The organism is Pseudomonas sp. FP1742 (assembly GCF_030687145.1).
Taxonomy (GTDB): Bacteria; Pseudomonadota; Gammaproteobacteria; order Pseudomonadales; family Pseudomonadaceae; genus Aquipseudomonas; species Aquipseudomonas frederiksbergensis_D.
The window spans coordinates 593538-618641 of record NZ_CP117460.1 but is presented as its reverse complement, the minus strand read 5'-3'; the positions used below and the strand labels follow the sequence as shown (position 1 = coordinate 618641).

Sequence of the window (25104 nt, the reverse complement as noted above, 5' to 3'; positions counted from 1 at the left end):
ACTCCGAGGACACCCCATGCAAACCTATCATTTGTTCATCAGCCATTCGTGGACCTATCCCCACGCTCACGACAATCTCGTACGCCTGCTGGGCGCAGAGCCGGACTTCAGCTTCAAGAATTTCTCGGTGCCACCGCACAACCCGATCATGGGCGCCCGCACCGACAAACAGCTCGAAGAAGCCATCGAAAACAAGATCCGCCCCTGCTCGGCAGTGCTGATCATGGCAGGCATGTATTCGACCTACAGCAAGTGGATCAACAAGGAAATCGAGATCGCCAAACGCATGGGCAAGGTGATCATCGCGATCAAACCGTTCGGTGCCGAGCGGATTTCTGCCGTGGTGCGCAACGCCGCGCATGCCGAATGCGCGTGGAACACCAAGAGCATCGTCAGCGCCATCCGCCAGCAAACGGCGGTGTGATCATGCGCAAGGGACTGTTTATCGGTATCAACCACTACTCGCATATCGCGCCGCTCAGTGGCTGTAACAATGACGCCATCGCCATGGCCTCGATACTGGAACGACATGCGACGGGTAAGCCCAACTTCAAAAACCTGGTGCTGACGTCCGCCGAGGAGTATCTGACTCGCCAGATGCTGGAAGAGAACATCAAGCAATTGTTCTCCGGCGACTGCAATGTGGCACTGCTGTACTTCGCCGGACATGGCCACTTCGAAAGCGGTATCGATGAAGGCATGCTAATTCCACAGGATTACCGCTGCAGCAACGATGGCATTCGCATCAGCGACATCCTTCAGTGGGCGAACGCTGCCGACAAGATCAAAAACAAAGTCATCATTCTCGATTGCTGCGAAGCTGGCGCCGCGGGCGAGATGCGCGGCCTGCGCGGTGGCGCCAGCGTCATCGGCGAAGGCATGACGATATTGACCGCCTGCAAGAAAGCCCAGCCCGCCCTGGAGGAGTCCGGCCATGGCGTGTTCACCGGACTGCTGCTGCAAGCGCTTCACGGCGGCGCCGCCAACGTATTGGGCGAGATCACGCCTGGCAGCCTGTATTCGTTCGTCGATAACGCATTGGGCGCCTGGGATCAGCGTCCGGTGTTCAAAACCAACGTGTCGCAATTCATCGCCCTTCGCGAAGTCCCGCCGCTGATTCTGGAAGAAATATTAAGCCGCTTGCCCGAGTGGTTTCCCGAGGCACAGTCGGTCTATGCACTTGACCCCAGCTACGAGCCCACCGAAGCCACGTACGACCCGGACCACGGCCACATCTTCAAACAACTGCAAAAGTGCAACCGCCACAGCCTGATCGTACCGGTGGACGCCGAACACATGTACTACGCGGCCATCAACTCCACCGGTTGCCGCCTCACGGCACTCGGTGCCTATTACCGCGAACTCGCCCTCAAAGGACATTTCTAATGCCCGTATTCATCAGCTACCGCCATAGCGATCGGCCCCACGCCATCGCCATCAACACTCGCCTGAAGCAGGCAAACATCAAAACTTATCTGGATGTGCTGGATCCCGAATCCCAGACTACCGACGACATCACTGGGGTGATCACCCGCAACATCACAGAATGCACACACTTGCTGGCTGTCGTTTCCGAGAGGACCGCACACTCCTGGTGGGTGCCGTTCGAAATCGGGGAGGCGACCATCAGCAACCGGCGGATCTGCTCATTCAAGACCGGACCGGCGGAGCTGCCGCTGTACCTCGATAAATGGCCAAAACTCAGCACTGACAAGGATCTGGATTTTTTCATTGATGCCTACCGTGAAGAAGTGGCGACCAAGCGCTCCATGACGCTGGATTCGATCAGCGAATCCCTTTACGGCACCTACAGACGCAATGCCGAGGTGTTCCACGACCAGCTCAAAAACCGCATCCGACGGGGTAACTGACAGGTGCAAAAAAGCCGCGATGATCGCGGCTTTCTGGTCTTTAGCAAGCCTTGGATGCGCTGGGCTGGAAGCTGACGCACTGAGCAGACTTGCCCAGCCAACATACCTTACGTCCAAAATCGGCGTTACAGAGCCATCTTAACAGCCAAATAACAGGATTTACGCACGCTATCAGCGCCTACGATACCGTGCGAAAAAAAAGAATTAATTGAGGCTGAAGGCTTCTTGAATGGTCTTGATCAAGCGGTCGCCATCCACCCCTTTGTAACCTTGGGGGTTTGACGCAAGCTCAGCGGGCACTTGGCTGAGAAATGACGTCAAATCGAGAGCCATTCGTTCAGGGAGTTCGGTCATTCCTTCCGTAAGACCGACAGAAAGCAAGATCACATCTCTGAAGTGCTTCTTGATATCGCGACTGTCCACTTGCACGCCGTTCTCGATCTGCGCCTTCTTGTTAAGCCAGGCATGGGCTTTGAGCGGAACGAGCCTGTCGGCCCCAATGTGACTGATTTCCTGGGTTTGATCGACGCCGGCCAGGAGAAAGTTGTAATACTCATCATCGAGGATGATCGCAGAAAGACTTGCGGCTTGCTCTTCTACGGGGATTCTGGTCATTCGGGCCGCTTCTTCGTGTTCCAGGCCATCTGGGAGACGAGAAAAAAGCTCGATCTGAACTGGAAAGGATTTGTCCTCGGGATTCTGGAAGCGATAGAACACAGGGGAGTCCCCTTCTCTGTCTCCATTTTGGCGAATGGCATATCCGCCGTCCTTGATGAACTTCCAGAACTGACCTACGAACTCACGATTGAGAGCCTCAACGACCAGTACGACATCCAGGTCCTTGGTGGGTCGAAACCGCTCACCCAGATCCTCCATGGTTATCGAGGCTGCCACCCCGCCTATCAGAACGTAGCTGCCCTGATAGTCTTTGAAATACTCTCTAAACCGGTCGATACCCACTACCATTTCACGTTCTCCATCATTTCATCCAAACACATTTGCACCCGGTCATCATGGTCATCCTTGAGACTTAGATAGAGAGAAAATGGGTCGACAACTCCAATAGCTATGTTGCTGTGCAGTGGCTCATAGTTCCAAAACTGGATGCAGCACGCTGCATGGTTTTGCGGCACCTCAAAATAGGGAAACGTGGTCTCGCGTTTAGATTTGGCCGTCTTTGAAGTCGAGCCCCAAAAGCCGATCTCTACCCCATATGCAGTATTCACTTTTTGGAGGTGATCAGACTGAGCAAGCTCTCGAATGTGATCGAACTGCGCAGTCGTCATTGCAAAGCCAGGTACTTTTGGACTGGCGAGAAGGCTCATCTCTGCCAGGGCCGCCTCCCCCGCCAGCAGCATTGGGGTGTCAAACGCCTCAGGAATTGCATTTAACCAAAGCGTTTTTTTGACCGGCGTACGCATGTAGTCTTTCGCCATTTCCCAAGTCTCTTTAGGAGACAAGTGAAAAAAGATCGCGGCTTCACCCATTTCCTTTCCAGGCTGAACGATGTCCAGATCGGTCAGCTCTTTAATGGCTCTGGTAACGGTCATTTTTGCGTAGGTAAAGGACTTCTCGAAAGTAGAGCGAGTGGTCAGTAACCGGGGCTGCCATCCTTTGATCAAGAATTGAATAAGCATGGATTGAGTGGCGGGGCTCAGAACCTGAGGTTTTTCCAGGCGCTGCCTGTAGTACTCACGCAAATCCATTCCAAACGCAGGAAGATAAAGCTGGTTTCCCGGCACGATGAATTGGACGCCTTTCTCGACCAGTCGTTTTCTGTCATAGCTCGGGAGCGCGTCTGTGACGAAAACCATGAGGTCACTGGTTTCGGGCGACTTCTTCTCCAGCAGCTTGTTGATTGCCTGCATATGCTTGGCTACATCCGCAACGCTAGCTTCCCGCTGTGGATGCTCCTTGAGGATAAGGCACTTGGCACCCAAGATTTCCGTGACGAAAAATTCGTATCGGTCACGCAGCACATACGGAAGGATTTTGACGTGCTCCCACGGTTTTAAGCGCAGCTTGAGACCAAGCACACTCTCTACATAGACCTTGAGCTCGATCAGGTCACGCCTCTCAGGGAGGTCGTGGTCGTAGCTGGTAAAATCAACCATGGTCATTCTTCCGTATCACGATTTCATCACGATATCAGAGGCTCTGATAGCGTGCAAAATTCCTGATATTCTTCCGTGAATTCTGCTGCAGAGTCTCTGTGAAGCGAGATAAAAGATAATGGCCAGGGAGCGAGTGACTGTCGCGGTAGGGATAGAGTTATCTACAACCCCTACCGCGACCAGATGCGCGACGATCGCGGCTTTCCGGTCTTCAACGTGCGGCTTTTTCCAGCTTCCAGCCCAAAGCATCCAAGGTGTCACAGCCGTCCTGAATCAACAGGTGTGCAGCATTGGCGAAATGCTCCAGATCGTGACCTTCGACGTTTTTGATGCACAGGCAGGTGACGCTATTGAGCAGATTGCGCGCGGCTTTGATTCGGTGAGTGGCGGTTTCGAGGAGATCCGAGACTTTGGCTTCGGTGTCGATATACAGAGTCGGGCCGACGCTGAAATTGCCTTGCAAGGGGTGATACTTAGCCATTAGGTCTAACTCCGGTCACTTGGGTGAGGATTCATCTTTGTTTCGACCGGCTAAGATCGATCGCTGATTCGTCAGCGACGAGCGAACTGTAGGCGAGCAATCTGGGTAAGTAAACCCGGCCAATACGCCTCGGAACTGTCCTACATCATTCTCCGAACAAGCCTCACTCCTTGATTTTTACCGCTGGCACCGTCAGCCCATCGCGCGGTTAATCAATCCACCTTCCGTTCGTTGCTGTCTTATTCGAGTTCCAGATCGACAGTCGCTGCCCGCCTTTGCCGATCATTTTCGTGACGCCACGAAAATGATTAGCGGCATCCAATCCAGCGGTTTTGCCGTTGAAGCTGTGGCAAGGAGTGATTGTCCATAACGACTTCCTGATAAGAAGCCAGAAGGTGTAAACCTTATTCAGGACGAAGCAGCAGAGACAAAAAAGCCGCGATCATCGCGGCTTTTTTTACCTCAGGAAACCGCGGCCGGCGGTTTCGGTTCGACGCTCTTCAGCTCGGGCTTCTGAAACGGGTACAAGTGCTGGCGCAGGATACCGCCCGGCAAGTCCTTGCCAAAAACCCCGTAGCGCGTCGGCCACTCCTTGGGTGGCAACTTGAAGGTGCCGAACAGCATATCCACCAGCGGCGTATGGATCGCATAGTTCTTGTAGATGTAATCCTTGTGCCGGGCATGATGCCAATGGTGATAACGCGGCAGGACCATCACATAATTCAGCCAGCCGCCGTTGATCCGCACATTGGCGTGGGCCAGCACGGCCTGTACGCCGACCAGAATCACGTAGGCGTTCAACGCCTGTGGCGCGAAGCCCAGCAGCATCAAAGGCACCAGCACGCCGGTGCGAGTCAGCAAAATCTCGATGAAGTGGACACGCGAACCGGCGAGCCAGTCCATGTGCGTGCTTGAGTGATGCACGGCATGCATACGCCATAACCACGGCACGACGTGATACAGCCGATGCAGCCAGTACTGACCGAGGTCGGCCACCAGCACCGCCAGCAAAAACTGCACAACGATCGGCAGGCTTTGTACGTTGGCCTGCAAGTCTGTCGACACCGCCCAACCGGCCACATAGCTCGAAGAGGCTGTGATAAAAATCAGGATGAACTGCACCAGCATATGACTGACAAAAAAGTAGGTCAGGTCAGTGCGCCAATGCGGACGCAGAATATTTTGCTCGGGGTCCTTGGAATAGAGTTTTTCCAGGGGGATAAAGACGATGGCCGACACCAGCAGGGCCAGGACGAACCAGTCCAGCCCCAGCGAATACGGTGTTTGCCCAATCGAACTGATCTGCACATTGGTGCCGCCGAGAAACACCGCCAGACCCGAGGCGACAAGTCCGGTGATCCCCAGGCGCTTGCGCTTGTTAAGCAGGATATTCAGGGTGCCCAGGCTGAAGGACAGTACCAGCCCGAGCAATAGCGTGGTGCGCGCAAACTGTTCGTCGTACACCTTGCGCAGTTCGGCGGTGGTCAGCCATTCAGGAAAGAGAAAGCAGAATACCGCCAGCAGGCTCAATAGCCCGAGTGTGGCCGAGATGTAGCCACTGACCCGCCCTTCACCAAACTTGAAGGGCGCATTGCCATGCTGCTGAAAATAGAACTTGAGTCTTTCCATTACTGATCTTCCATGATTCCGAAAACAAACTTGCAGTGAGTCGAGTCATTGCGACGCTGCAGTGACGTAGCCAGAAACAAAAAAGCCACTCATGGTGGCTTTTCTGCAGGTTATTGCTTGGGCGGTACAGCAGGTTTGGGCGGCTCGCCCGGCTTCGGCGCCGGATTATCAAACAGATTCAAACGCTCACGAAGTTCGTGTGCCGGCAGCGGTTCTTTGTCCGCCGGCAATGCGTTCGGATCGGCTGGCGGCGCAGGCACTTCGCCCGGACCACCCTGCCCTTGCGTCGGCGCTGGCGCCGGTTCGGCACCTTGCTCACCTTCGATGGCGCGCTGGGCTTTCTTGGTCAGCACCACAATGTCGATCCGGCGGTTGACCGGGTTGAACGGGTTCTCCCGGTCGAACAGTGCCGATGAGGCATAACCCACGACGCGCGCCACTTGCGAGTCTGGATAGCTGCCGGCGACCAACGCACGACGAGCCGCGTTGGCGCGGTTGGACGAGAGTTCCCAGTTGCCGAAATCGCCGGTGCCCGAGTACGGCTTGGCATCGGTGTGGCCACTGATGCTGATCTTGTTCGGCACCGCTTTGATGGTGTCGGCCATGGCCAGCAGGATGTCTTCGAAATACGGCTTCAGGCGCGCACTGCCGGAGTCGAACATCGGGCGGTTTTCAGCGTCCATGATCTGGATGCGCAAACCGTCCTGGGTAATTTCGAAGAGGATCTGGTCCTTGAATTTCTGCAACTGCGGGTTTTCATCGACCTTGTTCTGCAGCTCTTGCAGCAACAACTCCAGGCGTTCCTTCTCGACCTGTTCGGCCATGCTTTCGACCTGTTCGGTGTCGACCGTCACCTTGTCCGGCTGCGGCTGGGATTTCACCTCGGGGTTGAGGGTGGTCTCCGGCGCCAGGGTCGGCGAGCCGCCCAGATCGATGATGTACGGCGTACCGCTTTCGGTAAAACCGACCGGGTCCTTGAAGTAACCGGCGATGGCGATCTTCTGTTCCGGTGTTGCCGTGGACAACAGCCACAGCACCAGGAAGAACGCCATCATCGCCGTCGCGAAGTCCGCGAAGGCGATTTTCCAGGAGCCCCCGTGATGCCCGCCCGCGTATTTCTTTACGCGCTTGATGATTATCGGCTGGTTATTTTCCATGACTTAGCGACCGCGGACCGCTTGTTCCAGCTCAGCGAAGCTAGGGCGGTGCGCCGGGTACAGAACCTTGCGGCCGAATTCCACCGCCAGCGATGGCGGCATGCCGGAAGCCGAAGCCACCAGCGAGGCCTTGATGGCTTCGTAGACGTTCAGTTCTTCCTTGGCGTCGTGGCCCAGGGCATGGGACAACGGACCAAAGAAACCGTAGGCGGCGAGAATACCGAAGAAGGTACCTACCAGCGCCGCACCCACGTGCAGACCAATGGACTTCTGGTCGCTTTCACCCAGGGAGGCCATGGTCACAACAATACCCAATACTGCCGCGACGATACCGAAACCAGGCATGGCATCGGCGACGCCGCTGACGGCGTGGGAAGGGTGGTCCAGGTCTTCCTTGAGGCTGGTCAGCTCCATGTCGAACAAGCCTTCAAGCTCATGGGGAGCCATGTTGCCGGAGGACATGATGCGCAGGTAATCGCAGATGTACGCGGTCATGCGTTCATCTTTCAGCACCGCCGGGTACTTGGCGAAGATCGGGCTCGCGGCGGCATCTTCGATGTCGCCTTCGATCGCCATCATGCCTTCGCGACGGCTCTTGTTGAGGATCTCGTAGATCAGCCCCAGCACCTCCAGGTAGAAGGTGTGGTTGAAGCGCGAATTGAACATGCCCAAGGCTTTCTTGAGCACGTGCATCGTCATATGGCCGGGGTTGGCCTGCAGGAAGGCGCCAAGGGCCGCGCCACCGATAATCATCACCTCGAAAGGCTGGATGAGAGCGGCAATCTTGCCGTGGGAAAGCACGTATCCGCCGAGCACGCTCGCGAATACGACGATGATGCCGATAATTTTAGCCATAGGTAGGAGAGCACTTACTGAGTCGGGTTCAAGGTCATATTCGGAAGTTAAAAAATCTCTTCTTCTACTTATCGGCAAAACTGCGCCAGACTATAGCCAGTTCAGGCGAAAAGCCAATTTGACCCACCTCGGGCATAGGTAATGCAGACGATGATCGCCTCCAGACATGGCTAACGAAACGAACGTCCCAACACCAAAACCGACCACTCTCGAAGGCTGGGTCAAGCTTCTCGACGGCGTGCGTCTACCGGTTCCGCAAGCCAGTCACGACCGCGTCTGCAAAGCCATCCGCGATAATCGCAGTTCGTTGCGCGACATCGCCGAACTGATGCAGGACAGCCCGGCCCTGGCCTTGAGTGTGATTCGCGAAGCCAACCGCCACAGCCACGGCAGCATGACGACACCGGCTGAAAACCTTGAGGTGGCGATCAATCGCCTCGGTTTGAAACGCACCGAAGAACTGCTCGATCGCCTGCCCGCCGAACCCCAGTTGCAGATCCCCGTCGCCCTGCGCCAGCTTCAACTGATCAGCCAGCACGCCACCCAACAGGCCAATGGCTTTTTTGCCAGTCGCCTGGCGCGCCTGTGGCAGGACATCCACTGGGGCAGTCTGTTGTTTCTCTCGCCACTGTGGCCCATGGCGTTGACCCATCCGCAGTTGCTTGAGGAGTGGGAGCTGCGGGTCATCCATAAAGGCGAGTCGGCACGCAAAGTCGAAAAGCAATTATTCGGTGTTCGCCTGCTGGAAATCTGCCTGGCACTGGTGGACGTCTGGCGCCTGCCGATCTGGGTCCAACAGGGTTATCGGCTGCTGCGCAGCGAGCAACGTGAGCTGGTGAAAGTCCTGCGCATCGCTCGCGACAGCGATCATCCATTGCGCCAACAGAATCGCCTCGATGACGACCCGACGTTGCGCCGCTGGCTCAATCAGCCCGCCAATACCGTGCTGTTGGCCAACGGCCTGGCATTGGCGGCACAACAGGCCTGGGACAGTCCCCATTGCGAGCGCTGGCAGTACCTGACCAGCCTTTACCTGCAAATGCCGATGGATGAGGTGCAGCAACAATTGCACCAGCAAGCCGTCAACAGTGCGCGCCAACATGCCATGCCGGATCTCTGGCACCCGGCCGAAGCACTCATCTGGCCGTCGGGCACCAGGCGCATCCACGCCGGTTTGCTCCCCGCCCCGGCCCCCACCGCCGAAGACCTGGCGAAATGGCGCAAGCAATGTGCCGAATTGCTGGTGGAGCCAAGCCGCTTCACCAATGCCATGCACTTGACCACATCGGCCCGAGACGCCTTGGTGGCGTGCGGCATGCGGCGGGTGATGATCCTGATGGCCGACCGCACGCACGCCAATCTGCGCGTGCACCAGACCGCCGGGCTGCCCAGGGAAGTGGCCGGCCTGAACCTGGCGGTCAGCCAGAGCACCGTGCTGCAACGCCTGCTCGCGCAACAGGCCCAGGTACGCCTGACGCCTGCCAACAATGCGCAATTCTCGGCCCTGTTGCCGGCCAGCCTGCGCTCTCAGTTCAGTGGTGAACACCTGCTGCTGCGCTCACTGGTCAACAACGGCCGGGTAATCATGATCGTGGTAGCGGATCAGGGCGGCGGCCCGTTCTCGGAAATCACCGTGCAAGCTTTCGGCAAAACCGCGCAGTGCATCGAAAAGGCCCTGCACAACTTCAGCCACCGCTAGGGCCGTGTAGCAGCTGCCGAGCCTGCGAGGCTGCGTTCGGCTGCGCAGCAGTCGTCAAACCAGAACTTGCGGTGCATCAGGCAGACCACATCAGCCGGATTCACGACTGCTGCGCAGCCGAACGCAGCCTCGCAGGCTCGGCAGCTGCTACAGATCGCATTACGACTTAACTGACCGGCATTAACCATCAGGGCCTGTTTTCAGTTACTTCCTGTGCCGAAATAACTGATAACAGGCCCTCATGACGCTGCGCTACAATCCTCCCCTTTGTGCTCTGGAGACCTCACATGTCTGACTTCTCTGGCTTGGCGCTGGTGATCGAACCGAGCGACCTGCTCCCGCGTCTCGACTCCCGCGAACTGATTCTGGTAGACCTGACCAGCAGCGCCCGCTATGCCGCAGGGCATATCCCCGGTGCACGCTTTGTCGATCCAAAACGCACTCAGCTGGGCCAGGCGCCTGCGCCCGGCCTGCTGCCGACCCAAGCCGCGCTTGAAGCACTGTTCGGCGAACTGGGGCACAACCCCGATGCGGTCTATGTCGTCTATGACGATGAAGGCGGCGGTTGGGCAGGACGTTTTATCTGGTTGCTGGATGTCATCGGCCACCGCAAATACCACTACCTGGACGGCGGCCTGCCGGCCTGGCTGGCGGAAGGCTCGCCCATGTCGATCCAGATCCCGCCTCCAGTCGGTGGCCCGGTTGCGTTGACCTTGCACGACGAACCCACTGCCACCCGCGAGTACCTGCAAAGCCGTCTCGGCGCCGCCGACCTGGCGATCTGGGACGCGCGCGGGCCGCTGGAATACTCCGGCGAAAAAGTGCTGGCGGCCAAAGGCGGGCACATCCCCGGCGCGGTCAATTTCGAATGGACCGCCGGCATGGATCAGGCGCGCAACCTGCGTATCCGCACCGACATGCCGAAAATCCTGGAACAACTCGGTATTACCAAAGACAAAGAAGTCATTACCCACTGCCAGACACACCATCGTTCTGGCTTCACCTATCTGGTAGCCAAATCGCTCGGTTATCCGCGAGTCAAAGGCTACGCCGGCTCCTGGGGCGAATGGGGCAACCACCCCGACACGCCCGTTGAGATTTAAGTTTTTCAAGGACAGTTAATGAATAAGCGTTTGTTTATCCTCAGCCAATACCTGCTGCCCCATCACTTGCTCTCGCGACTGGCCGGCTGCATTGCCGAATGCCGCGTGCGCTGGTTCAAGAACGCCTTTACCGCCTGGTTCGCCAAGCGCTATCAAGTGGACATGTCCCAGGCGCTGGTCGAGGACCTGACGGCTTACGAGCACTTCAATGCGTTCTTCACCCGCGCCTTGAAAGACGGCGCTCGCCCGCTGGACCCAACCCCTGGCGCGATCCTCAGCCCGGCCGACGGTGCCGTCAGCCAGCTCGGCCTGATCGAACACGGACGCGTTTTCCAGGCCAAGGGCCACAGCTTCAGCGTGCTGGAACTGCTGGGCGGTGACGCGGCCAACGCCGCGCCCTTCATGGGCGGTGATTTCGCCACCATTTACCTGTCGCCGAAAGATTACCACCGCGTGCACATGCCGCTGGCCGGCACCCTGCGCGAGATGGTCTACATTCCCGGCCGCATCTTCTCGGTCAACCAGACCACCGCTGAAAATGTGCCGGAACTGTTTGCCCGCAACGAGCGTGTAGCGTGCATTTTCGACACCGAGCGCGGGCCGATGGCCGTGGTGCTGGTGGGCGCGATGATTGTGGCGTCGATCGAAACCGTCTGGGCCGGGCTGGTCACGCCGCCCAAGCGCGAACTGAAAACCTTCCGTTACGACGAAGCTGCGCGTGCGCCGATTCACCTGGAAAAAGGTGCGGAACTGGGTCGGTTCAAGCTCGGCTCCACGGCGGTCGTGCTGTTCGGACCGGATCAAGTGAAATGGGCTGAAGGGCTGGGCCCACTTTCGCCAGTGCAAATGGGCCAGAGCATCGGCCTGCCAGTAGCCTGATCCCTCGGTCCGCCCCCACGAACATTCTTCGTGGGGGCCTCGCTCATAGCTGCTACAGTCAAGTCATTCACTGCCCATTTCCCGGTCGGAGTTTGTCTACGGCATGAATGAGACCAATCCTGTCCTGCTGCTACGCGCACCGATCCCGACGCAGTCGGGTCTGTCTTTCTGCGAAGCCACGCCTCGCGACCTCAAGCGCTGGATCGCCAACCTGCCCAAAGCCAACATCGGCGAAACCGCTCGCCAGTTGTATCAAGGCTTGAGCGAACTCAATCAACTGCTCACCCCCAGCGATAATCGCCTGCAATTGCTCGAACTGTTGCGGCCCGAGGTGTATTACGTCTGCAAGCACCTGGAGCGGCATTTCCTGCATCAGGCGATTGTGCTCGACGAGCGCTCGCGCAAGGTTGCCAACCTTTGCCAGGCGCTGCAGAGCCACTTGGCGATCGGCTACAAGCAAATCGTCATCCGCATCGCACCGCGCTTGAGCAAGGACCGTGCGCCGCTGCTGACCCAGGCGTTGCAACGGACCATCCATTGCCTGAACGGCGCATTGATCCGCGCCACCGAGCTTTATTGCCCAGTACCCGAAGGGCTGTGGCTGGAACTGCATCAGCTGTATCGGATCGGCTGTCAGTTCCAACTGCAACATTTGAGCGTGCGTGATGAACTGGCCAGCCAGACGCAAAAACTGAGCATCGAGCAAACCTACGTCGTCGCCCTTCTGCTGGGCGCTTCCCGCTGCAATCAACTGCGCCAGAACCAGATCGCCCGGCTCGCCGAGGTGCTGGAACCCTGGAGCCAATGGATCAAGCTGCAACCAGACAAACCGGACAACGGGCTGTTTGCCGTCGCGCCGGATCTCGATACCGGCCCGCGTTACCGCTCCAAATTCCTGCCCGAACAACAGGCGCGTTTGTTGGGGATCGATCCGCAGCCACTGGTCACGGCCATCGAAGTCCACCTGCAACAGTCGGCCGATAAAGCATCGCCATTGCCGGTGCCGATGGGGCTGAATCTGGACACACTGCAACACCTGCATGCCGCCTGGGGCCAGGCCGCCGAGCGTGGTTTCCAGCGCACCGTCGGCCACGGCACATTGACCTTGTGCGTGGGGATGAGCGCATTGCACTTTTATCTCGGCGGGCAGCGCTCGTTCAGTGACATCCTGAAAAAAACTGGCGCCCGTCCCGCGCAGTTCTCGGTTACCGAACCGGCCGGACGCGCCAAAGACCAATGGAACAAAGCCTTCGACGCCGCCCCCCATGGCACGGCAGACACTTTGCTGCCTTACGAAGAGATCGAATACCCGCACCTTCAGAACGATGACAGCCACGAGGCATCCGACCGCCAGCAGCAGTTCCCGACCTATGCACTACCGGTGATCAATCACAGCCCTGGCGGTTATTGCCTGGCCTGGCCCGGCGCAGTGCCCGCCGAACTGCAGGCCGGCGAGATGGTCGGTATCGAGGATACGGCCGGCCAAGGCTGGAGCATTGCCGTGGTGCGCTGGATACGTCAGGTACGGGGCGGCGGCACGCAGATGGGTATCGAACAAGTTGCGCCATACGCCGAGCCCTGCGGCCTGCAACTGATGCGCTCCGGCGACGAGCACAGCCAGTACCTGCGCGGGCTGTTACTGCCCGCCATCAGCGCCATCGACCTGCCGGCCACCCTGCTCGCCCCGCGCCTGCCGTTCCAGGAAGGCAATAAGGTGTTGATCAACACCAACGGCCAGGAACGCCGGGCCGAGCTGGAGCGACGGGTGGCGAGCAGCAACAGCTTCAATCAGTTTGCCTACCGTTCGCTGGAGGTAGCCACTAACGAAAACGCCGCTCAAGGCGGCGTGGTCGGGGTAACGCAAGAGTTTGATTCGTTGTGGAAGTCGCTGTGAGCGTAAGCCTATAAACCGCGGCGCGCCCTTCGCGAGCAAGCCCGCTCCCACATTGATCGTGTGATCGACATAGATGTGGGAGCGGGCTTGCGCGCGAAGAGGCCCTGTCAGTCAATACAAAACTCAGAGCTGCCCGTCGCGATCGCGGAAGCCCAGCAGATACAGGACGCCATCCAGCCCAAGGGTGGAAATCGCCTGCTTCGCCGATTGCTTGACCAACGGCTTGGCACGGAACGCCACGCCCAGACCGGCAATCGCCAGCATCGGCAAGTCGTTGGCACCGTCACCGACGGCAATTGTCTGTTCCAGGCGCAAGCCTTCCTTGTGCGCCAGTTCACGCAGCAGGTCGGCCTTGCGTTGCGCATCGACAATCGGCTCGACCGCCACACCCGTGACTTTGCCGTTCACCACTTCCAGTTCGTTGGCAAACACATAGTCGATGCCCAGCTTGGCCTGCAATTGCTTGGCGAAGTAGGTGAAGCCGCCCGACAGAATCGCGGTCTTGTAGCCCAGGCGCTTGAGTTCGGCGAACAGGGTTTCGGCGCCTTCGGTCAGGCGCAGGGAGGCGCCGATGGAATCCAGCACGCTGACGTCCAGCCCTTGCAGCAAGGCCAGGCGTTCCTTGAAGCTGGCGCGGAAGTCCAGCTCGCCGGCCATCGCCCGTTCAGTGATCGCGGACACCTGATCGCCAACGCCGGCGGCCTTGGCCAGCTCGTCGATGACTTCGGCTTCGATCAGCGTCGAGTCCATGTCGAACACCGCCAAACGACGGTTACGGCGGAACAGCGAATCTTCCTGGAAGGCGATGTCGACGTTCAGCTCCTGCGCGACGCTGAGGAATTCGGCCCGCAGCGCTTGCGGATCAGCCGCTTCGCCACGCACGGAAAACTCGATGCAGCCCTTGCCCTTGTCGGCCGGGGTGTCCAGCGGCATGCGCCCGGACAGGCGATCGATATGATCGATGTTCAGGCCATATTTGGCAGTGATCGAGCTCACACGCTGCAATTGCTCGGCAGTCACTTTGCGGGTCAATAGGGTGACGATGTGGCGTTTCTTGCCCTGGTTGCCGACCCACTGCTGGTAATCCTCTTCGGACACCGGCGTGAAACGCACCTGCTGCTCAAGCTCATAGCCTTTGAACAGGATGTCTTTGAGCACCGAATTACCTTGTACGGTGTCGGGAATTTCAACCAGGATGCCGAACGACAGGGTGTCGTGGATCACCGCCTGACCGATGTCGAGAATGTTCACACCACCCTGGGCCAGAACGCCGGTTATGGCCGCAGTCAGACCCGGACGGTCGACTCCCGTGATGTTTATCAGGACGATTTCGCGCAAGGCGCACCCCCGCAGGTGGAAAAAAACCGCATTCTACCCATTTTCAGTGACCATCGGGCACCGCGAGCGCTTTGACGGCCTAGGGCCTGTCGCTATACTGCGCGTCAACTTCACGGACAAAGAGCCGAGCTCAAGTGAACCGGCCCACGCCAGTAAAAACCGATAACTTCTTTCTGCTGATCTTCCGGGCACTGCGTCATCGCCGTGTACCGATCGCATTACGCATCGCCAGCCATAACGTGATCCTGGTCGCTCTGGCCCTGGTGATCTATGCCTGCGTGATGGGTTTGCAGTTCAAGCAGGCCATGCACGAGCAGGCGGATGCCCTGGGCGAAAGCCTGACCACCCAGACGGCTACGTCGGCCACGGAGCTGTTGGTGTCCAATGACATCCTCAGCCTCAACGTGCTGCTCAATAACCTGACCAAGAACAAACTGGTGGCCCACGCCGCCATCTACAGCGTGGATAACCGCATCCTCGCCGAAGCCGGTCAGCGCCCCAAGCATAGCCTGCTGGGCGAAGCCGAAGGCATGTACCAGAGCAAGATCACTTTCCAGGACGTGACTGCCGGGCAATTGCGCATCAGCCTGGACATGGATCAGTTCCAGCAGCCGATGACCATCAGCCTGCAAAGCATGGGTATTCTGAGTGCGATTCTGCTGGCCCTGTCCCTGGCCTTGAGCCTGCGCCTGGGGCGCAATATCTCCACGCCGCTGCTGCAATTGCGGGTGTGGCTGCGCAATATCGACGAATACACCCCGGCCACCGAGCGTCAGGATGAAGTCGGCGACCTGGCTCGTCAGCTGCACGCCAATTTCGCGCCGGAGCCGGCTGAACCTGAGCCTGTTCCGGAGCCCGAGTTCGACGACAGCGATGACGACGAAGAGGTCGATCCGGCCTTCGAAGTGCGCAACCTGCGCGATCCAAGTTTCGATGAAACCAAGCCTGCCGCCGGCCTCAAGCCCGCGCCACGGCGCATTGTCAGCACCGTTGAAGACGATGATGACGAAGATCCGTTTGCCGATCTGCGTGACGACTCGGCAGACAGCGCACCGAAACCCGTGGTAAAGCCACAGGTATCGAACCTGCCGCAACACAGCGCGGTACTGGCTGTGCAACTGGGCGCACAGGATCAACTGCGCCGCCTGCCCCGCACACGCCTGGAAGAGCTGCTCAAGCGCTACCGCGATTGCCTCGATCAGGCCGCCTCGCTCTACCAGAGCGAACTGCACACCCTGAACGATGGCAGCACGCTGATGCTGTTCCATACCGAAGACAGTGGCGATGACTACCTGACCAACGCCATCTGCTGCGGTGAGTTGCTACGCGCCCTGGGCCATCAGTTGCAGATCGAAGTCGCCGACAGCGGCATCACCCTGCAATTGCAACTGGGCCTGACACTGGGCGACGAGTTGTTCGGCCTGACCCAGATCGACCTGCTGCTGACCGAAACCGCTCAAGATGCCCTGGCCCTGTCGCAACACAGCCGCAACCTGCTGCTGGTGGAGCGCAAGATCAGCGACGACGCGCTGATTCGCCAGCGTGCACGAATCCGGCCGATCGCAAGTCCGGAGGGTGCGTGCTGCGTAGAGCGCCTGATGGAGCCTTATCCGTCGATGCTGGAGCGGCAACTGGCGCGGATGCACGAACGTCGGACGTAGGCCTTGAGCCCGTAACAACAAAGCCCGCAGATGAGTGATCATTCTGCGGGCTTTTTGTTGCCTGTCCCGGCCTTCTTCGCGAGCAAGCCCGCTCCCACAGTGGATCTGCGTCGTTCACAAATCCACTGTGGGAGCGGGCTTGCTCGCGAAGAGGCCATCAGAAGCGCTGAAGATTTCATTCCGCGGAAACAACAAAGCCCGCCAATGGCGGGCTTTGCTTTGGATCAATCCAGGCTCAGAACCTGAATACTTCCATATCCGTACGTATCGGCGAAGCCATCGGGATTTTCGGTTGTTTTTCCGGCTCTGCTGCCGGAGCCACAGGCTTGGCGGCCGGTTTGCGCGGTGCTTCGGCGATCGGTGGCTGGTTGGCCAATGGCTTGAGCGCTGTCGACAATTGCTCGGCCAGACGCTGCAGCAACACACCCTGGGCCTGAACCTGAGCCGCCGTGCCGCCGGCGTGCTGTTCCTGCAGATGAATGATGCGGTTATCACGCACCTGACCACGACGGTCGATCAGGCGCCATTGCGCATCCAGGATCGCCGGTTGCGACTCCCCCGAGTCCAGACGCGTGATCGTCAATAGAACCTGGACGTCAGGCGTGAAACCTATCGTTGCAGGCGCCAGGACAACACGCTGGCTGTCCAGATGACCGGCGACCTGCCGCAGCAACAGCTGATCGATGTCCGCTGACAGGCTGCCCGCCCAACGACCGTCGGTCGATGCTTGAAGACTGCCATCCGGCTGACGCTGCAACAAGGTTTCGCGTTGCAGGTAATCGGCAACCGTCACCGGGCCCAACAATACCGCCATGCCCGCGCTTTGCGCAGGCTGAGCCGGACTTCCGCTGTCCAGCTGATACAGCGACACCGGCTGGTGAACGCTGCAACCCGCCAGGCCAAGAACGCCAGCGAGCATCAAAATAAAAGGAAGGCGCAGAGCAGTCATCGTCCCATCCAGGTGGCTGCCACAAGGCTCACCACAGTGAAAATACTCAAAAAATATGAAGAACACTCGGCCACGCCGGCGCTTGAAAGGCCATATCATCCGTGAATATGCGTTCCGACTCCAGCGCCAAAGCGTCGATCTACGCGTTAAATCGTAGATCGAGCGCTCTAGGACGCTTAATTGAGGTTTTCGACGAACAGCGCATCCACCCTCTGAAAGCCACGTGGCAGTTTGTTACCGCGACGCCCACGCTCACCTTTGTAGTGTTCGAGGTCATCCGCCTTCAGTGACAAGGTGCGTTTGCCGGCCTGCAGCACCAAAGTGGCGCCCTCCGGTAAAACGGCGATGTCCGTGACATATTCTTCGCGACTGGCAACACGCTCACCAGGAATCCCGATGATCTTATTCCCTTTACCTTTACCTAATTGTGGCAGATCGCTGATTTTGAAGATCAGCAGGCGACCCTCGGTGGTTACCGAGGCCAGCCAGTTGTGCTCACGGTCGGCCACCGGGCGCGGCAGGATGACCTTGGCGTTGTTCGGCAGGCTCAACAGGGCCTTGCCCGCCTTGTTCTTGGCTTGCAGGTCTTCGCCCTTGACCACGAAACCGTAACCGGCGTCGGATGCGATCACGTACAGCGCATCGTCCTCAGGCATCAATACACATTCAAAGCTCGCCCCTGGTGGCGGCGTCAGGCGCCCGGTCAGCGGTTCGCCCTGGCCACGGGCCGACGGCAAGGTGTGGGTCGCGACCGAATAACTGCGACCGGTGGAGTCGATAAACACGGCAAACTGGTTGGAACGCCCGGCCGCCGAGGTCTTGAAGCCGTCCCCGGCCTTGTAGGACAACCCGGTGGCGTCGATGTCGTGACCTTTGGCGGAGCGAACCCAGCCTTTTTCCGACAGCACGACCGTCACTTTCTCGTTCGGCAGCAGATCGTGCTCGGTCATTGCCTTGGCTTCGGCACGCTCGACGATTGGCGAACGACGGTCGTCGCCGTAAGTTTCGGCGTCTTTGATCAGCTCGCTGCGTACCAGTTTCTTCAGTTTGGCTTCGCTGCCCAACAGGGCTTGCAGCTTGGCCTGTTCCTTGAGCAGTTCATCCTGCTCGGCCCGCAGTTTCATTTCTTCCAGTCGCGCCAACTGACGCAAACGGGTGTCGAGGATGTAATCGGCCTGGATTTCGCTCAGGGCAAAGCGCTCGATCAGGCTGGCCTTCGGATGCTCCTCGGTACGGATGATGTGAATCACTTCGTCCAGGTTGAGGTAGGCAATCAGCAAACCGTCCAACAGATGCAGGCGACGCTCGACCTTGTCCAGACGGAATTGCAGGCGTCGACGCACGGTCCGCACGCGGAATTCCAGCCACTCCACCAGCAATGCGCGCAGGTTCTTGAGCTGCGGCTTGCCGTCCAGACCAATGATATTGATGTTGACCCGGTAGCTGGACTCAAGCTCGGTGGTCGCGAACAGGTGCTGCATCAGCGCTTCGTGATCGACCCGGCTGTTGACCGGAATAATCACGATGCGGCAAGGGTTCTCGTGGTCCGACTCGTCGCGCAAATCCGCAATCTGCGGTGCTTTCGACGGTTTTGCCTGCATCATCGCGGCAATCTGCTCGAGCACTTTGGCGCCGGAAACCTGATGCGGCAGCGCCGTTACGATGATGTCGCCATCCTCGACGTGGTACACCGCACGCATACGCACCGAACCGCGACCGGTTTCGTAGATTTTCAGCAGGTCGGCACGCGGCGTGATGATTTCCGCTTCGGTCGGGTAATCCGGGCCCTGGATATGTTCACAGAGCTGCTCGACCGTGGCTTTGGGCTCATCCAGCAAACGTACGCAAGCGGTGGCGACTTCGCGCAGGTTATGCGGCGGGACATCGGTGGCCATGCCCACGGCGATGCCGGTGGTGCCGTTGAGCAGGATGTTCGGCAAACGGGCCGGCAACACCAGAGGTTCTTCCAGCGTGCCGTCGAAGTTCGGGCCCCAGTCCGCGGTGCCCTGGCCCAGCTCGCTGAGCAGCACTTCGGAATAACGCGACAACCGCGCCTCGGTGTAACGCATGGCCGCGAAGGACTTGGGATCGTCCGGCGCACCCCAGTTACCCTGGCCGTCGACCAGCGTGTAGCGGTAGCTGAACGGCTGGGCCATCAGCACCATGGCTTCGTAGCACGCCGAGTCGCCGTGTGGGTGGAATTTACCGAGCACGTCACCGACAGTACGCGCCGACTTCTTGTGCTTGGAATCGGCGTCCAGCCCCAACTCGCTCATCGCATAGACGATGCGTCGCTGTACCGGTTTCAGGCCGTCGCCGATATGCGGCAAGGCTCGGTCCATGATCACGTACATGGAGTAGTTGAGGTAGGCATTTTCGGTGAAGTCAGCCAGTGACCGGCGCTCTACACCGTCCAGGCTGAGATCAAGGGAGTCGCTCATGCGGGCCTCATTATTTCGTGGTCTGGCGCAGCAGCATGGTGCCACCGCGCTGGGTAAATTCAAGTTTGTTCAGTGCGCTCATACCGAGCAGCACCTGATTGCCGTGCAAACCGGGCGCCACCAACGCGCGAACATCACGCAGCACGATGCTGCCCAGTTGCAGCCGATCGAGGCGGGTTCGATAGCCCTCGCTCAAGCCATTGGCCGTGCTCAGGGTCACCCCGAAGCCTTTTTCCAGCTTCAGCCGCTCGGCCATTTCGGCCGGGATCGACACATCGGTCGCGCCGGTATCGAGCATGAACTCCACCGGCTGGCCGTTGATCTGGCCGGAGGCGACAAAATGCCCCTGGCTGTTGCCGATCAGCTTCACCTCGATAAAACCTTCGCCCTGCTCAGAGCTGACGACGGTGTTGGGATTCTGTTGACGCGCCTCCCACTGACCGAAGAACCGCGTCGCCAAAAACAGTGCGGCGCACCAGGCCAGCACCATCAACACCCGACCGGCACGTTTGCCCGGCGGTTGCTGGCTCACGGCTTGGCACTCCAGCCACCTTCAGGCGCGGCAAAGCGCCAGACAATCGGGCGTACCTCACCGTCGGCGCGCGCACCGTTGTTGTTGTCGATACCGATCCAGGCACCGTCGGCGTCCACGATCAACGCTTCCGCCAACCCAAAGGGCTGTGAATAACGACGGTTTTCCTGCAAGGCCTCGGCGGCAAACGACCAGCAGCGCTCGACCTTGGTCGTCACCGCATCACGGCGACAGATCTGAAAGGCGTTGCGCTCAAGGGTAAACAGCTTGCCGTCGAACAATGACAGATCGGCAAAGTCCCGAGGGCGCGCTCTGGCGTGGGGAAATTGCGCCGGCTGCATTTCCATCCCGCCTTCACTCAGCAGCACACAACCACCGTCGCAGTCCCAGACCGTTTGCTGGCGCTTGATCAGCAGCAGACCGCGGCGTTCGCGCTCGGCGGCCAGCCACAGCGTATCACCGGCCGGATTGATCGCCAGGCCTTCGAACAACGCATTGAAGTGCAACAACATACCGCTGGCCCGCGCTTCGCGTACCAGCATCGGCGAAATTTTCAGCCAGGACGCAGGCCCGATCGGCGGAACTTGCAACACCGCGGCATGGCCTTCACTGACGATGTAACGATTGCCGGCGCTGTCGCAGGTGATGCCTTCGAAATCCAGGTCCCCACCCCGCACGAACGATGCCGCCCAGGTTCGCGAACGCAAGCCCCAGGGCAAACCGCTGTCGGGCACCAGGGGTACGTCAATGTGCACGGTTTCCGCTTGCCAGGTGGGGTTGCGGGTGTCGAGGCGATAGATTTGATCATCGTCGCGATCCGAAACGGTCCACAGCTCCTTGCCACACTGGGCCAGCCCTGACAGATTGCCGCCGCGCATGCCATCGACGGCATGTTCGGACAACAGGCGCAGCTCTGGCGCGGGTTCCGCGCAAATCGTCACCGAAGTCAGCAGCAACGCACACGCCAGGGCCCAGCCAAAGCGCATCAGCCCAGAACCTCGGCCAGGTTGCCTTTGGATTCCAGCCAGGTCTTGCGATCACCAGCGCGTTTTTTCGCCAGCAGCATGTCCATCATTTCCGAGGTCTCGGCGAAATCTTCACCCAGCGTCAGCTGCACCAGACGCCGCGTGTTCGGGTCCATGGTGGTTTCACGCAGCTGCGGCGGGTTCATTTCACCCAGCCCCTTGAATCGGGTGACCTGCGGTTTGCCGCGTTTCTTCTCGGCCACCAGGCGATCGAGGATGCCGTCGCGCTCGGCCTCGTCCAAGGCATAGTAGATCTCTTTGCCCAGGTCGATACGGTACAGCGGCGGCATGGCGACATAGACGTGACCGGCATCCACCAACGGGCGGAAATGCTGGACGAACAAGGCGCAGAGCAAGGTTGCGATGTGCAAGCCGTCGGAGTCGGCGTCGGCGAGGATGCAGATCTTGCCGTAACGCAGCTGGCTCATGTCCGCCGCGCCTGGATCGACACCGATCGCCACGGCGATGTTGTGCACTTCCTGGCTGGCCAGCACTTCGCTGCCGTCGACTTCCCAGGTGTTCAGGATCTTGCCGCGCAATGGCAGGATCGCCTGAAACTCTTTGTCCCGCGCCTGCTTGGCCGAACCGCCGGCGGAGTCACCTTCCACCAGGAACAGCTCGGAACGCATCGGATCCTGCCCGGCACAGTCGGCGAGCTTGCCTGGCAGTGCAGGCCCTTGGGTGATGCGTTTACGCTCGACCTTCTTGCTGGCCTTCAGACGACGGCCCGCGTTGTTGATCGCCAGTTCGGCCAGCAACATGCCGGTTTCCGGGTTGGCGTTGAGCCACAGGCTGAAGGCGTCCTTGACCACGCCGGAAACGAAGGCGGCCGCTTCACGGGAGGACAGGCGCTCCTTGGTCTGGCCGGAGAATTGCGGTTCCTGCATCTTCATCGAAAGGACGAACGCGATACGCTCCCAGACGTCTTCCGGCGCCAGCTTCACACCGCGCGGCAATAGGCTGCGGAACTCGCAGAACTCACGCATGGCATCGAGCAAGCCCTGACGCAGACCGTTGACATGAGTACCGCCCTGGGCGGTCGGGATCAGGTTGACGTAGCTTTCCTGAACGCTATCGCCGCCCTCTGGCAACCACAGCAGCGCCCAGTCGACCGCTTCCTTGTTACCGGCCAGGCTGCCGCAGAATGGTTCGTCCGGCAGGCGTTCGAATTCGCTGACGGCGTCGACCAGATAGGAGCGCAGGCCGTCTTCGTAATGCCATTCGACTTTCTCGCCGGTGGCCTTGTCTTCAAAACTGACCAGCAGCCCCGGGCACAGAACGGCCTTGGCCTTGAGTACGTGCTTGAGGCGGCTGATGGAGAATTTCGGCGAATCGAAATACTTCGGGTCCGGTGCGAAGAACACACTGGTGCCGGTATTGCGTTTGCCGACGGTGCCGATGACTTCCAGCTCGGTTTTCTTGTAACCGTCGGCGAATGTCATCTGGTATTCGTTGCCGTCACGTTTTACACGCACCCGGACTTCAGTCGACAAGGCGTTGACCACGGAAATACCCACCCCGTGCAAACCGCCGGAGAACTGGTAGTTCTTGTTGGAAAACTTGCCGCCGGCATGAAGCTTGGTGAGGATCAGCTCGACACCCGACACACCTTCTTCCGGGTGAATGTCCACCGGCATGCCACGGCCGTCATCGCTGACTTCCAGGGAGTGGTCGGCGTGCAGGATGACTTGCACCGATGTCGCATGCCCGGCCAAGGCTTCGTCGACGCTGTTGTCGATGACTTCCTGGGCGAGGTGGTTCGGCCGACTGGTGTCGGTGTACATGCCGGGGCGTTTGCGCACCGGGTCGAGGCCCGAGAGGACTTCGATGGCGTCTGCGTTATAAGAGCTAGCGCTGGGAGTGGCCATGGGGTCTCGTCGTCAGTGTTCCAGTGAAAAAGGGGCAAGGACTCACAGTGCCGTGAAATCGATTGCCTGATACAAATCTGCGCCGATGCCGGCAAAACTCAGTATGGCCGGCAGTTGCGCGGCAAAACCCTGGAAACTATGGTCGCCGCCGGCCTGAATGCGCAAGGCACAGGCCCGGTAATACTGCTGGGCGAGGCGATAATCCAGCGTTTCATCAGCGGTCTGCAACCACACCTGAAACCGCTGCGGATCCTGGGGCGCCGGCACTTCCAGCTCGGCCAGGGCCGTCACATGGTCGTGGGTCATTTCCCAGGTCTCATTGGTATACAGGTTTTTCTGCGTTCCCAGAAATCCGTCGAACATCCGGTGCGGGCTGACGGCCGGGTTGATCAGCAGGGCTTTCAAGCCATGGCGCTCGGCCAGGTGAGTCGCATAGTAGCCGCCGAGTGAGCTGCCGACCAGCAGTGGCCGCCCCAGCTCGGCAATCGCCTGCTCCAGCTGACCGATGGCCTCGCGGGGATGGTGATGCAAGGCCGGCACGCGCAACTGATCGCTCAAGCCCAGCCGCTCCATCACATTCATCAACTGACAGGCCTTTTTCGATGCGGGCGCGCTGTTGAAACCGTGGATATAAAGGATCGAACCAGACATTTGAGCTCCCTGTACGTCGGGTAAAGAAGACGGAGTTTACAGGGTGTCGGGGGAATCGGGGATAGGCGTGGAAATCAGTAGCCGCTGGAACCGTAATCGATCTGGAAATCGAAACCGGTAACGCGCTCAACACCAGTTTCAAGCTGACCATCCGGCAAAAGCCGCAACCACCGATACCCCGGCGCCTGCTCACTCACTTTGAAATCCTCACTGCCCGGCTCGAACTGAATGCAGGTCGAGGGTGATGCGATCAGGCGAACACCGTTGCGCATCTGGTCAATTTCCTGATGCACATGCCCCCAAAGCACCGCACGCACGTGTGGAAAGCGATCCAGCACCGCGAACAACGCTTCTGGATTGCGCAATCCAATGGGCTCCATCCACGCACACCCGATCGACACCGGATGATGATGGAAACACACCAGATGATGCCGCTGCGGCGCTTCGCTCAACGAACGGGCCAGCAATTGCAACTGCTCATCCTGCAAATACCCCGGCACCGACCCCGGCACCGCCGAATCAAGCAACGTAACCCGCCAGTTGCCGATGTCCACCACCGGCTCCAGCAGCGCACTTTGCACGGCGGCCTCGGCCATGATCCGCGGCTCGTCATGATTACCGGGAATCCAGCGCGCCGGGGCATCGATCTGCCGCGTCAGGTCGCGAAACAACTGGTATGACTCCAGCGTCCCGTCCTGGGACAGATCACCACTGGCGATCATCAGATCGATCCGCGGCTGCTGCTTCAATACCAGCTCGATCACCTGTTGCAGGCTGTCGCAGGTATTCATGCCCAGCAACGTCCCGTTCGCCTCGGCAAACAGATGACTGTCGGACAGTTGCACCAGCAACGCCGCATCGGCGGTGGTCAATGTGGATACGCTCGGCAAGGCATTCTCCCAGGGCGTGATCACGGGGTTGGTTAAGTGCCGTAATTATGCTGGGGGACGATCAAAA

General features: G+C 59.2%; 22 protein-coding genes. 8 read left to right on the top strand and 14 right to left on the bottom strand.

The window, feature by feature from the left end; translation table 11 throughout:
• Positions 1 to 16 precede the first annotated feature (16 nt).
• From PSH64_RS02700 to PSH64_RS02690, 3 genes are read left to right on the top strand one after another with little or no spacing between them, the layout of a single operon-like run.
• A complete protein-coding gene (locus tag PSH64_RS02700; RefSeq protein ID WP_305479849.1) occupies positions 17 to 424 on the top strand; it encodes a TIR domain-containing protein in 408 nt (135 codons plus the stop codon).
• 2 nt (positions 425 to 426) lie between these two features.
• A complete protein-coding gene (locus PSH64_RS02695; protein WP_305479848.1) occupies positions 427 to 1386 on the top strand; it encodes a caspase family protein in 960 nt (319 codons plus the stop codon).
• Positions 1386 to 1871 carry a toll/interleukin-1 receptor domain-containing protein gene (locus tag PSH64_RS02690; protein WP_305479847.1) on the top strand — a complete coding sequence of 162 codons (486 nt, stop codon included), beginning with the start codon at positions 1386 to 1388 and terminating at the stop codon, positions 1869 to 1871. Before PSH64_RS02695 ends, PSH64_RS02690 begins: the two co-directional genes overlap by 1 nt.
• 204 nt (positions 1872 to 2075) lie before the next feature.
• Here the strand turns inward: PSH64_RS02690 and PSH64_RS02685 are convergent, their stop codons facing one another.
• The 6 genes from PSH64_RS02685 to motA all read right to left on the bottom strand — a co-directional run bounded on the left by PSH64_RS02685 (position 2076) and on the right by motA (position 8107).
• The gene (locus PSH64_RS02685; protein ID WP_305479846.1) at positions 2076 to 2837 is read right to left on the bottom strand and encodes a hypothetical protein; all 762 of its coding nucleotides are present in this window, start codon (positions 2835 to 2837) and stop codon (positions 2076 to 2078) included.
• Positions 2831 to 3985: a hypothetical protein gene (locus PSH64_RS02680; RefSeq protein WP_305479845.1), complete on the bottom strand. Its 1155-nt coding sequence runs from the start codon at positions 3983 to 3985 to the stop codon at positions 2831 to 2833. The genes PSH64_RS02685 and PSH64_RS02680 overlap by 7 nt, the downstream gene beginning before the upstream one ends.
• A 211-nt stretch (positions 3986 to 4196) precedes the next feature.
• Entirely contained in the window at positions 4197 to 4466 is a 270-nt protein-coding gene (locus PSH64_RS02675; protein ID WP_305479844.1) for a hypothetical protein, read from the bottom strand.
• 462 nt (positions 4467 to 4928) lie between these two features.
• Positions 4929 to 6095, bottom strand: coding sequence for a sterol desaturase family protein (locus PSH64_RS02670; RefSeq protein ID WP_305479843.1), 1167 nt, complete (start codon positions 6093 to 6095; stop codon positions 4929 to 4931).
• Positions 6096 to 6205: 110 nt separating this feature from the next.
• Entirely contained in the window at positions 6206 to 7252 is a 1047-nt protein-coding gene (gene motB / locus PSH64_RS02665; RefSeq protein ID WP_305479842.1) for a flagellar motor protein MotB, read from the bottom strand.
• A gap of 3 nt (positions 7253 to 7255) precedes the next feature.
• Positions 7256 to 8107: a flagellar motor stator protein MotA gene (gene motA / locus PSH64_RS02660; RefSeq protein WP_105340487.1), complete on the bottom strand. Its 852-nt coding sequence runs from the start codon at positions 8105 to 8107 to the stop codon at positions 7256 to 7258.
• Positions 8108 to 8273: 166 nt separating this feature from the next.
• On the opposite strand from motA, the gene PSH64_RS02655 reads away from it, so the two are divergent.
• From PSH64_RS02655 to PSH64_RS02640, 4 genes are all read left to right on the top strand, one after another.
• On the top strand, positions 8274 to 9806 hold the full coding sequence (locus tag PSH64_RS02655) for an HDOD domain-containing protein (protein ID WP_105340488.1): 1533 nt from the start codon (positions 8274 to 8276) through the stop codon (positions 9804 to 9806).
• Positions 9807 to 10093: 287 nt separating this feature from the next.
• Complete coding sequence (gene rhdA / locus PSH64_RS02650) at positions 10094 to 10909, top strand: thiosulfate sulfurtransferase (RefSeq protein ID WP_305479841.1); 816 nt, start codon at positions 10094 to 10096, stop codon at positions 10907 to 10909.
• An 18-nt stretch (positions 10910 to 10927) separates the two neighbouring features.
• The gene (asd, locus tag PSH64_RS02645) at positions 10928 to 11788 is read left to right on the top strand and encodes an archaetidylserine decarboxylase (RefSeq protein ID WP_305479840.1); all 861 of its coding nucleotides are present in this window, start codon (positions 10928 to 10930) and stop codon (positions 11786 to 11788) included.
• Between the two features lie 103 nt (positions 11789 to 11891).
• Positions 11892 to 13682: a molecular chaperone gene (locus tag PSH64_RS02640; protein WP_305479839.1), complete on the top strand. Its 1791-nt coding sequence runs from the start codon at positions 11892 to 11894 to the stop codon at positions 13680 to 13682.
• Positions 13683 to 13805: 123 nt separating this feature from the next.
• Here PSH64_RS02640 and serB read toward each other — a convergent pair whose 3' ends face one another.
• Positions 13806 to 15020 (bottom strand): phosphoserine phosphatase SerB, encoded by a 1215-nt coding sequence (gene serB / locus PSH64_RS02635; protein ID WP_105340493.1) that lies wholly within the window; start codon positions 15018 to 15020, stop codon positions 13806 to 13808.
• Positions 15021 to 15154: 134 nt separating this feature from the next.
• Here serB and PSH64_RS02630 point away from each other — a divergent pair, with 134 nt between their 5' ends.
• Positions 15155 to 16681 carry an AhpA/YtjB family protein gene (locus tag PSH64_RS02630; protein WP_305479838.1) on the top strand — a complete coding sequence of 509 codons (1527 nt, stop codon included), beginning with the start codon at positions 15155 to 15157 and terminating at the stop codon, positions 16679 to 16681.
• A gap of 235 nt (positions 16682 to 16916) precedes the next feature.
• On the opposite strand, the gene PSH64_RS02625 is transcribed toward PSH64_RS02630, so the two are convergent.
• The 7 genes from PSH64_RS02625 to cpdA form a co-directional block, all read right to left on the bottom strand.
• Positions 16917 to 17630, bottom strand: a complete 714-nt coding sequence (locus PSH64_RS02625) for a membrane integrity-associated transporter subunit PqiC (protein ID WP_105340495.1) — start codon at positions 17628 to 17630, stop codon at positions 16917 to 16919.
• 176 nt (positions 17631 to 17806) lie between these two features.
• Entirely contained in the window at positions 17807 to 20071 is a 2265-nt protein-coding gene (parC, locus tag PSH64_RS02620) for a DNA topoisomerase IV subunit A (RefSeq protein ID WP_305479837.1), read from the bottom strand.
• A 10-nt stretch (positions 20072 to 20081) separates the two neighbouring features.
• On the bottom strand, positions 20082 to 20603 hold the full coding sequence (locus tag PSH64_RS02615; RefSeq protein WP_305479836.1) for a TIGR02281 family clan AA aspartic protease: 522 nt from the start codon (positions 20601 to 20603) through the stop codon (positions 20082 to 20084).
• The gene (locus tag PSH64_RS02610) at positions 20600 to 21589 is read right to left on the bottom strand and encodes an esterase-like activity of phytase family protein (RefSeq protein ID WP_105340498.1); all 990 of its coding nucleotides are present in this window, start codon (positions 21587 to 21589) and stop codon (positions 20600 to 20602) included. The genes PSH64_RS02615 and PSH64_RS02610 overlap by 4 nt, the downstream gene beginning before the upstream one ends.
• A complete protein-coding gene (gene parE / locus PSH64_RS02605) occupies positions 21589 to 23496 on the bottom strand; it encodes a DNA topoisomerase IV subunit B (protein ID WP_019582186.1) in 1908 nt (635 codons plus the stop codon). Before parE ends, PSH64_RS02610 begins: the two co-directional genes overlap by 1 nt.
• 42 nt (positions 23497 to 23538) lie before the next feature.
• Positions 23539 to 24147: a YqiA/YcfP family alpha/beta fold hydrolase gene (locus PSH64_RS02600; protein ID WP_105340499.1), complete on the bottom strand. Its 609-nt coding sequence runs from the start codon at positions 24145 to 24147 to the stop codon at positions 23539 to 23541.
• Between the two features lie 74 nt (positions 24148 to 24221).
• The gene (cpdA, locus tag PSH64_RS02595; protein ID WP_105340500.1) at positions 24222 to 25037 is read right to left on the bottom strand and encodes a 3',5'-cyclic-AMP phosphodiesterase; all 816 of its coding nucleotides are present in this window, start codon (positions 25035 to 25037) and stop codon (positions 24222 to 24224) included.
• Positions 25038 to 25104: the final 67 nt, after the last annotated feature.

Excerpts from the sequence above, each read along its gene's own strand:
- PSH64_RS02655 (WP_105340488.1), top strand. The coding sequence starts at position 8,274 with ATGGCTAACGAAACGAACGTCCCAACACCAAAACCGACCACTCTCGAA.
- parE (WP_019582186.1), bottom strand. The coding sequence starts at position 23,496 with ATGGCCACTCCCAGCGCTAGCTCTTATAACGCAGACGCCATCGAAGTC.
- motB (WP_305479842.1), bottom strand. The coding sequence starts at position 7,252 with ATGGAAAATAACCAGCCGATAATCATCAAGCGCGTAAAGAAATACGCG.
- asd (WP_305479840.1), top strand. The coding sequence starts at position 10,928 with ATGAATAAGCGTTTGTTTATCCTCAGCCAATACCTGCTGCCCCATCAC.
- PSH64_RS02625 (WP_105340495.1), bottom strand. The coding sequence starts at position 17,630 with ATGACTGCTCTGCGCCTTCCTTTTATTTTGATGCTCGCTGGCGTTCTT.
- PSH64_RS02685 (WP_305479846.1), bottom strand. The coding sequence starts at position 2,837 with ATGGTAGTGGGTATCGACCGGTTTAGAGAGTATTTCAAAGACTATCAG.
- rhdA (WP_305479841.1), top strand. The coding sequence starts at position 10,094 with ATGTCTGACTTCTCTGGCTTGGCGCTGGTGATCGAACCGAGCGACCTG.
- PSH64_RS02600 (WP_105340499.1), bottom strand. The coding sequence starts at position 24,147 with ATGTCTGGTTCGATCCTTTATATCCACGGTTTCAACAGCGCGCCCGCA.
- parC (WP_305479837.1), bottom strand. The coding sequence starts at position 20,071 with ATGAGCGACTCCCTTGATCTCAGCCTGGACGGTGTAGAGCGCCGGTCA.
- motA (WP_105340487.1), bottom strand. The coding sequence starts at position 8,107 with ATGGCTAAAATTATCGGCATCATCGTCGTATTCGCGAGCGTGCTCGGC.
- PSH64_RS02670 (WP_305479843.1), bottom strand. The coding sequence starts at position 6,095 with ATGGAAAGACTCAAGTTCTATTTTCAGCAGCATGGCAATGCGCCCTTC.
- PSH64_RS02675 (WP_305479844.1), bottom strand. The coding sequence starts at position 4,466 with ATGGCTAAGTATCACCCCTTGCAAGGCAATTTCAGCGTCGGCCCGACT.
- PSH64_RS02700 (WP_305479849.1), top strand. The coding sequence starts at position 17 with ATGCAAACCTATCATTTGTTCATCAGCCATTCGTGGACCTATCCCCAC.
- PSH64_RS02695 (WP_305479848.1), top strand. The coding sequence starts at position 427 with ATGCGCAAGGGACTGTTTATCGGTATCAACCACTACTCGCATATCGCG.
- PSH64_RS02680 (WP_305479845.1), bottom strand. The coding sequence starts at position 3,985 with ATGGTTGATTTTACCAGCTACGACCACGACCTCCCTGAGAGGCGTGAC.
- PSH64_RS02690 (WP_305479847.1), top strand. The coding sequence starts at position 1,386 with ATGCCCGTATTCATCAGCTACCGCCATAGCGATCGGCCCCACGCCATC.
- PSH64_RS02610 (WP_105340498.1), bottom strand. The coding sequence starts at position 21,589 with ATGCGCTTTGGCTGGGCCCTGGCGTGTGCGTTGCTGCTGACTTCGGTG.
- PSH64_RS02640 (WP_305479839.1), top strand. The coding sequence starts at position 11,892 with ATGAATGAGACCAATCCTGTCCTGCTGCTACGCGCACCGATCCCGACG.